Genomic DNA, 7,059 nt, shown 5'->3' with positions numbered 1-7,059 from the left:
GCAGTCGACAAAGACGCGGCGGCCCTTGGAGACGAGGTACGAGACAGAGTCGCGGACCATCGCGAGGTTCTCGTCCAGGGTGGTGCGCAGGGCCAGTTCGACATGGCGGTCGTGCGACTTGGCGACCAGCGTGATCACCGGGGCCCCCGACTCCACGAGCGCCTTGACCTGAAGGTCGTCGGCGGCTCTGGCACCGGCCCTGCGGGTGGCGCCGAAGGCCACGAGCTGCGCGTGGCGGAGGGTGATCTCCTGCTGCGCGCGGGCGAAGAACTCGGTGTCGCGCGGGTTGGCCCCCGGCCAGCCGCCCTCGATGAAGCCCACGCCGAAGTCGTCCAGGTGCCGTGCGATGCTCAGCTTGTCCGCGACCGTGAGGTTGATGCCCTCGCGCTGCGCGCCGTCGCGCAGCGTCGTGTCGAAGACATGGAAAGAATCGTCGGTGGGGCCGCCGGCGGGTCCTCCGGCGGGTCCTCCGGCGGGTCCTCCGGTTGGTTCGCCGTGGGGTTCCCCGGTGCGTGCGCTCGGACTGCTGCTCATACTGATCCGGCTCCTGTGGGGTCTCGGTCTACCGGTATGACCTGCTCCACCGTCCATCTATGTTCCCTCGCTCTCGATTCCCGCTCGAGGACGGACCGAGTGCAGGAGAACTGTCCATTGATCTTCCGTCACTCTTCGAGTGCTCCTCGTTCGCGGTCGTCCATCGTGGCTCCCACACCGGCGCCCCCGCCCGCCCCTGACGCGCCGGGTGCAACCCACTGGAGAGCCATGTCCCGTCGTCCGGCCCCCTCGGATTCCTTCGCGGGCGGGGGCAGCACCAGGGCGGGCGCCCCGATCGCCCAGCTCGTACGGCGCCACTCCCGGCACCGGCTGCGACTGCTGCGCCAGGGGCTCCGGCGGAGCCCACGGAAGCGTTCATGACCGTGCCCGTGCCCCCGTACGTCCCCGACCCGCACCGGGACCGGTACGCCGTGCGCACCGCGGGCATGACGGCCTCGGAGATCCGGGCGCTGTTCTCGGTCGCCGGCAGGCCGGAGGTGGTCTCGCTGGCCGGCGGCATGCCGAACCTGGCCGCGCTGCCGCTCGGCACGCTCTCGGCCCAGGTCGCGCGGATCATCGCGGAGGACGGCCTGACGGCGCTGCAGTACGCGTCGGCACACGGCCTGCCGCTGCTGCGGGAACAGATCTGCGACGTGATGGCGCTGGAGGGCATCACCGCGCACCCGGACGACGTCGTGGTGACGGTCGGTTCGCAGATGGGCCTCGACCTGGTGACCCGGCTGTTCTGCGACCCGGGCGACGTGGTGGTGGCCGAGGGCCCGTCGTACGTCGGTGCGCTCGGCTCGTTCGCCGCGTACCAGGCGCAGGTGGTGCACGTGGCGATGGACGAACACGGCATGGTGCCGCAGGAGTTGCGGGCAGCACTGCGGGAGGCCGCGAACGCCGGGCAGCGCGTGAAGCTGCTCTACACGATCCCGAACTTCCACAACCCGTCCGGTGTGACGCTGGCGGCCGGTCGGCGGGCGGAGATCGTGGAGATCTGCCGGGCGTACGACGTGCTGGTGGTCGAGGACAATCCGTACGGGCTGCTCGGCTTCGACGGCCGCACCCACCCGGCGCTGCGCTCGCTGGACCCGGTCAACGTGGTGTACCTGGGCTCGTTCTCGAAGACGTTCGCACCCGGTCTGCGGGTGGGCTGGGTGCTGGCGCCGCGCGCGGTGCGGGAGAAGCTGGTGCTGGCCATGGAGTCGGCGACGCTCTGCCCGCCCACGCTGAACCAGATGATCGTGTCGCGGTATCTGGCCACGCACGACTGGCAGGGCCGTATCAGCGTGTTCCGGGAGGACTACCGCGAGCGCCGCGACGCGATGCTCGCCGCACTGGAGCGGTACATGCCGCCGGGTTGTACGTGGACGGTGCCGGACGGCGGCTTCTACGTGTGGGTGACGGTGCCGGAGGGCGTGGACACGAAGGCGATGCTGCCGCGCGCGGTGGCCGCCCGGGTGGCGTACGCGTCGGGCAGCGGGTTCTACGCGGACAAGTCCGGCGGCCGCCGGCTGCGGTTGTCCTACTGCTACCCGACGCCGGAGCGGATCCGCGAGGGTGTGCGCCGGCTGGCCGCCGTGCTGGAGTCCGAACTCAGCCGGTGACGGTCCAGGTGTCGTTGCCGGCGAGGAGGGTGGCGAGGTCGCCTTTGCCTTTCTGCTCGATGGCGGCTTCGAGCTGGTCGGACATCTGGGTGTCGTAGACGGGGCGGTCGACGGACCGGAAGACACCGATGGGGGTGTGGTGCAGGGTGTCGGGGTCGGCGAGGCGCGAGAGCGCGAACGCCGTGGTGGGGGACGTGGTGTGCGCGTCGTGGACGAGGATCTGCGACGCGTTCTCCGGGGTGACCGCGATGACCTTGAGGTCTCCGGTGGCCTGGTCGCGCACGACACCCTTCGAGTTGTCGGCGCCGAAACGGATCGGCTGGCCGTGTTCGAGGCGGATGACGGCTTCCTCGGCCTGCTGCTTGTCCTTGAGGACTTCGAAGGCGCCGTCGTTGAAGATGTTGCAGTTCTGGTAGATCTCGATGAGCGCGGTGCCCTGGTGCTCGGCCGCCGCCCGCAGCACCGAGGTGAGGTGCTTGCGATCCGAATCCACGGTGCGGGCCACGAAGCTCGCTTCGGCGCCGATGGCCAGGGAGACGGGGTTGAAGGGGGCGTCGAGGGAGCCCATCGGGGTCGACTTGGTGATCTTGCCGACCTCGGAGGTGGGACTGTACTGGCCCTTGGTCAGCCCGTAGATCCGGTTGTTGAACAGCAGGATCTTCAGGTTCACGTTGCGGCGCAGTGCGTGGATGAGGTGGTTGCCGCCGATGGACAGCGCATCACCGTCACCCGTCACGACCCACACGCTCAGGTCGCGGCGGGAGGAGGCGAGTCCGGTGGCGATGGCGGGGGCCCGGCCGTGGATGGAGTGCATCCCGTAGGTGTTCATGTAGTACGGGAAGCGGGAGGAGCAGCCGATCCCGGAGACGAAGACGATGTTCTCCTTCGCCAGGCCGAGTTCGGGCATGAAGCCCTGCACGGCGGCCAGCACCGCATAGTCGCCGCAGCCGGGGCACCAGCGCACTTCCTGATCGGACTTGAAGTCCTTCATGGACTGCTTGGCCTCGGCCTTGGGCACCAGCGAAAGGGCCTCAATCACCTCAGTCATCAATGGCCTCCTTGAGAGCCGTGGCCAGCTGCTCGGCCTTGAACGGCATGCCGTTGACCTGGTTGTAACTGATCGCGTCGACCAGATACTTCGCACGGATGAGGGTGGCCAGCTGACCGAGGTTCATCTCGGGGACGACCACGTTGTCGTAACGCTTCAGGACCTCTCCGAGATTCCTCGGGAAGGGGTTGAGGTGGCGCAGATGGGCCTGCGCGATCGGCTTGCCCTCCACCCGCAGCCTGCGCACGGCCGCGCTGATCGGCCCGAACGTCGAACCCCAGCCCAGCACCAGAGTTTTGGCGCCGTGCGGGTCGTCGACCTCAAGGTCGGGGACCTCAATGTTGTCGATCTTGGCTTGGCGGGTGCGGACCATGAAGTCATGGTTGGCCGGGTCATAGCTGATGTTGCCCGTGCCGTCCTGCTTCTCGATCCCCCCGATCCGGTGCTCCAGCCCCGGCGTGCCCGGCACCGCCCACGGACGAGCCAGGGTCTTCGGGTCACGCTTGTACGGCCAGAACACCTCGGTGCCGTCCGCCAGCTCATGGTTGGGGCCACTGGCGAACTGCACCCGCAGATCGGGCAGTTCATCCACCTCCGGCACCCGCCACGGCTCGGAGCCGTTCGCCAGATACCCATCCGACAGCAGGAAGACCGGGGTGCGGTAGGTCAGCGCGATCCTCACCGCGTCGATCGCCGCGTCGAAGCAGTCGCCCGGCGTCCTCGGTGCGATCACCGGCACCGGGGCCTCGCCGTTGCGCCCGTACATCGCCTGCAGCAGATCCGCCTGCTCCGTCTTGGTCGGCAACCCCGTCGAGGGCCCGCCCCGCTGGATGTCGATGATCAGCAGCGGCAGCTCCAGGGAGACCGCGAGCCCGATCGCCTCGGACTTCAGCGCCACCCCCGGACCCGAGGTGGTCGTCACGCCGAGCGAGCCGCCGAAGGCCGCCCCCAGCGCCGCACCGATGCCCGCGATCTCGTCCTCGGCCTGGAAGGTCCGCACCCCGAAATTCTTGTGCTTGGAGAGCTCGTGGAGGATGTCGGAGGCCGGGGTGATGGGGTAGGAGCCCAGGTACAGCGGGAGATCCGCCTGCCGGCCGGCCGCGATCAGCCCCAGCGACAGGGCCAGGTTCCCCGAGATGTTGCGGTAGGTGCCGGCTGGGAAGGCGGAGGTGGCCGGGGCGACCTCGTAGGAGACGGCGAAGTCCTCGGTGGTCTCGCCGAAGTTCCACCCCGCCCTGAAGGCCGCGACGTTCGCCTCGGCGATCTGCGGCTTCTTGGCGAACTTGGTCCGCAGGAACTTCTCCGTGCCCTCCGTCGGCCGGTGATACATCCACGACAACAGCCCCAGCGCGAACATGTTCTTGGACCGCTCGGCCTCCTTGCGGGAGAGCCCGAAGTCCTTCAGCGCCTCGATCGTCATCGACGTCAGCGGCACCGGATGCACGTGATACGCCTCCAGCGAGCCGTCCTCCAGGGGTGAGGTCGCATACCCCACCTTTGCCATCGGCCGCTTGGTGAACTCGTCGGTGTTGACGATGATCTCGGCCCCGCGCGGCAGATCCTCGATGTTCGCCCGCAGTGCGGCGGGGTTCATCGCGACCAGCACGTTGGGCGCGTCGCCGGGGGTGAGGATGTCATGGTCGGCGAAGTGCAGCTGAAAACTGGACACACCCGGCAGCGTTCCCGCGGGCGCCCGGATCTCGGCCGGGAAATTCGGCAGCGTCGACAGATCATTCCCGAACGACGCCGTCTCCGAAGTAAACCGGTCCCCCGTGAGCTGCATCCCGTCACCGGAATCACCCGCGAACCGGATGATCACCCGGTCCAGCCGACGCACCTCTTTGGTACGCGCCTCTTTGTTCCGCACCTCTTCTGCACGCACCCCTGTCACGCCGGGGGCAGTGGTTTCCACGGACATACGTGTGTCGGCTCCTGTCGGTGCTGGTTCCTCGCGCGTCACTGGGGCTGGTTCCCGTGCTTTCTGGAGGGCTGCGCCACGTACTTGGTGCGCAGCACGGCGAGCGCGTCGATCAGCCTGACGCGGGTCTCCGCGGGGTCGATGACGTCGTCCACCAGGCCGCGTTCCGCGGCGTAGTACGGGTGCATGAGCTGGTCCCGGTACTCCTTGATGTACTGCTCGCGGGCGGCCTCCGGGTCGGACGCGGCCGCGATCTCGCGGCGGAAGACGACGTTGGCCGCGCCCTCCGCCCCCATCACCGCGATCTCGTTGCCGGGCCACGCCAGTGACACGTCGGAGCCGATGGAGCGCGAGTCCATGACGATGTACGCGCCGCCGTACGCCTTGCGCAGGATCAGCTGGATACGGGGGACCGTCGCGTTGCAGTACGCGTACAGCAGCTTCGCGCCGTGCCGGATGATGCCCCCGTGCTCCTGGCCGACGCCGGGCAGGAACCCCGGCACGTCCACCAGCGTCACGAGCGGGATGTTGAAGGAGTCGCACATCTGCACGAAGCCGGCCGCCTTCTCGCTGCCCTTGATGTCGAGGACCCCTGCGGACACGGCCGGCTGGTTGGCGACGATGCCGACGACCTGGCCGTCCAGGCGCGACAGGGCGCAGACCACGTTGGGCGCCCAGGCCTCGTGCACCTCGAAGTACTCGCCCACGTCGACGACTTCCTCGATGACCCGGCGGACGTCGTACGCGCACTTCGCGTCGGAGGGCACCACGTCGAGCAGGGCCGGGGTGAGCCGGTCCGGCCGGTCGGCGCAGGGCTCCGACGGCGGCTGCTCGCGGTTGTTGGCGGGCAGGAAGGAGAGCAGGTGGCGGACGTCGGCGAGGCAGCTCTCCTCGTCCTCGTAGGCGAATTGGGCGACTCCGGAGAGACGGGTGTGGGCGATGGCGCCGCCCAGGTCGTCGTGGCTGATCTGCTCTCCGGTGACGGCCTGCACCACGTCGGGACCGGTGATGAACATCTGCGAGGTGCCGCGCACCATGAACACGAAGTCGGTCAGCGCCGGGGAGTAGGCCGCCCCGCCCGCGCAGGGGCCCATCATGACGCTGATCTGCGGGATGACCCCGGAGTTGCGGACGTTGCGCTGGAAGATCCCGCCGTATCCGGCGAGTGCGGTCACGCCTTCCTGGATACGCGCCCCTGCGCCGTCGCACAGGCCCACGATCGGGGCCCCCGCCGTGGCGGCCATGTCCATGATCTTGTGGATCTTCTCGGCGTGCGCCTCGCCCAGGGAGCCTCCGAAGATCCTGAAGTCATGGGCGTACGCGAAGACGGCCCGTCCGGACACCCGCCCCCAGGCGGTGACCACACCGTCGGTGTAGGGGCGCTTGTCCTCCAGGCCGAAGCCGCTCGCCCGGTGTCTGCGCAACCCTTCGACCTCGGTGAACCGGCCGTCGTCGAAGAGGAGCCCGAGTCGTTCCCGGGCCGTGAGTTTGCCCTTGGCGTGCTGCGCCTCCGTGGCCTTCTCGCTCGGCCCCCGGTGCACGGTGTCGCGTATGGCCTCGAGTTCGGCGACCGTGCCGCGCCGCTGCCTGACCGGCTTGTCGTCCAGGGCGGTCATGGGTTTCCCTTCCGGCCGTCGTGATGAACCGTGATGAACCAACGGCCAGCCTCCGCCCTGTCACTCGAAGCCGGTTGGAGCGACGGACGACGCCGCCCCGGCGCGGCCGGCGCCGATGCCGGTCGCACCGGTTCTCCACCGCCGCGCGAGTGTCCGTCGAGAGCGGGGCGGGATGCTCGGGGCCGTGAGCTCCGATGCGGACGGTCATGAGCCCTTGCGGAGCTCCGCCCGTCGGCGTCCTTTCCCCCGAGGATGCCGACGGGCCCCCTTTCCCAGCACATGGCGCACATCTGGCACCACATTGGCTCGACGTGGCGCCAGTTGTGTGCCATG

5 protein-coding genes are annotated in these 7,059 nt (G+C 69.0%); 1 reads left to right on the top strand and 4 read right to left on the bottom strand.

Features of this window, described 5'->3' with window-relative positions:
• On the bottom strand, positions 1-534 hold a 534-nt coding region (locus tag J0695_RS36130), incomplete at its 3' end, for a hydroxymethylglutaryl-CoA lyase-like TIM-barrel protein (RefSeq protein ID WP_505383624.1).
• Positions 535-911: 377 nt separating this feature from the next.
• On the opposite strand from J0695_RS36130, the gene J0695_RS36125 reads away from it, so the two are divergent.
• Positions 912-2,144, top strand: coding sequence for an aminotransferase-like domain-containing protein (locus J0695_RS36125; RefSeq protein WP_206969005.1), 1,233 nt, complete (start codon positions 912-914; stop codon positions 2,142-2,144).
• On the opposite strand, the gene J0695_RS36120 is transcribed toward J0695_RS36125, so the two are convergent.
• The 3 genes from J0695_RS36120 to J0695_RS36110 are packed head-to-tail and all read right to left on the bottom strand — an operon-like array spanning position 2,134 to position 6,726.
• On the bottom strand, positions 2,134-3,192 hold the full coding sequence (locus J0695_RS36120) for a 2-oxoacid:ferredoxin oxidoreductase subunit beta (protein ID WP_206969004.1): 1,059 nt from the start codon (positions 3,190-3,192) through the stop codon (positions 2,134-2,136). The two genes, J0695_RS36125 and J0695_RS36120, sit on opposite strands and share 11 nt — an antisense overlap.
• Entirely contained in the window at positions 3,185-5,110 is a 1,926-nt protein-coding gene (locus J0695_RS36115; RefSeq protein ID WP_242553636.1) for a 2-oxoacid:acceptor oxidoreductase subunit alpha, read from the bottom strand. The genes J0695_RS36120 and J0695_RS36115 overlap by 8 nt, the downstream gene beginning before the upstream one ends.
• 38 nt (positions 5,111-5,148) lie before the next feature.
• Positions 5,149-6,726 (bottom strand): acyl-CoA carboxylase subunit beta, encoded by a 1,578-nt coding sequence (locus J0695_RS36110; protein ID WP_206969003.1) that lies wholly within the window; start codon positions 6,724-6,726, stop codon positions 5,149-5,151.
• Positions 6,727-7,059: the final 333 nt, after the last annotated feature.

It is taken from the genome of Streptomyces beijiangensis, assembly GCF_017315755.1.
GTDB classification, from domain to species: Bacteria; Actinomycetota; Actinomycetes; order Streptomycetales; family Streptomycetaceae; genus Streptomyces; species Streptomyces beijiangensis.
This window is presented reverse-complemented; position numbering and strand designations above follow the sequence as displayed.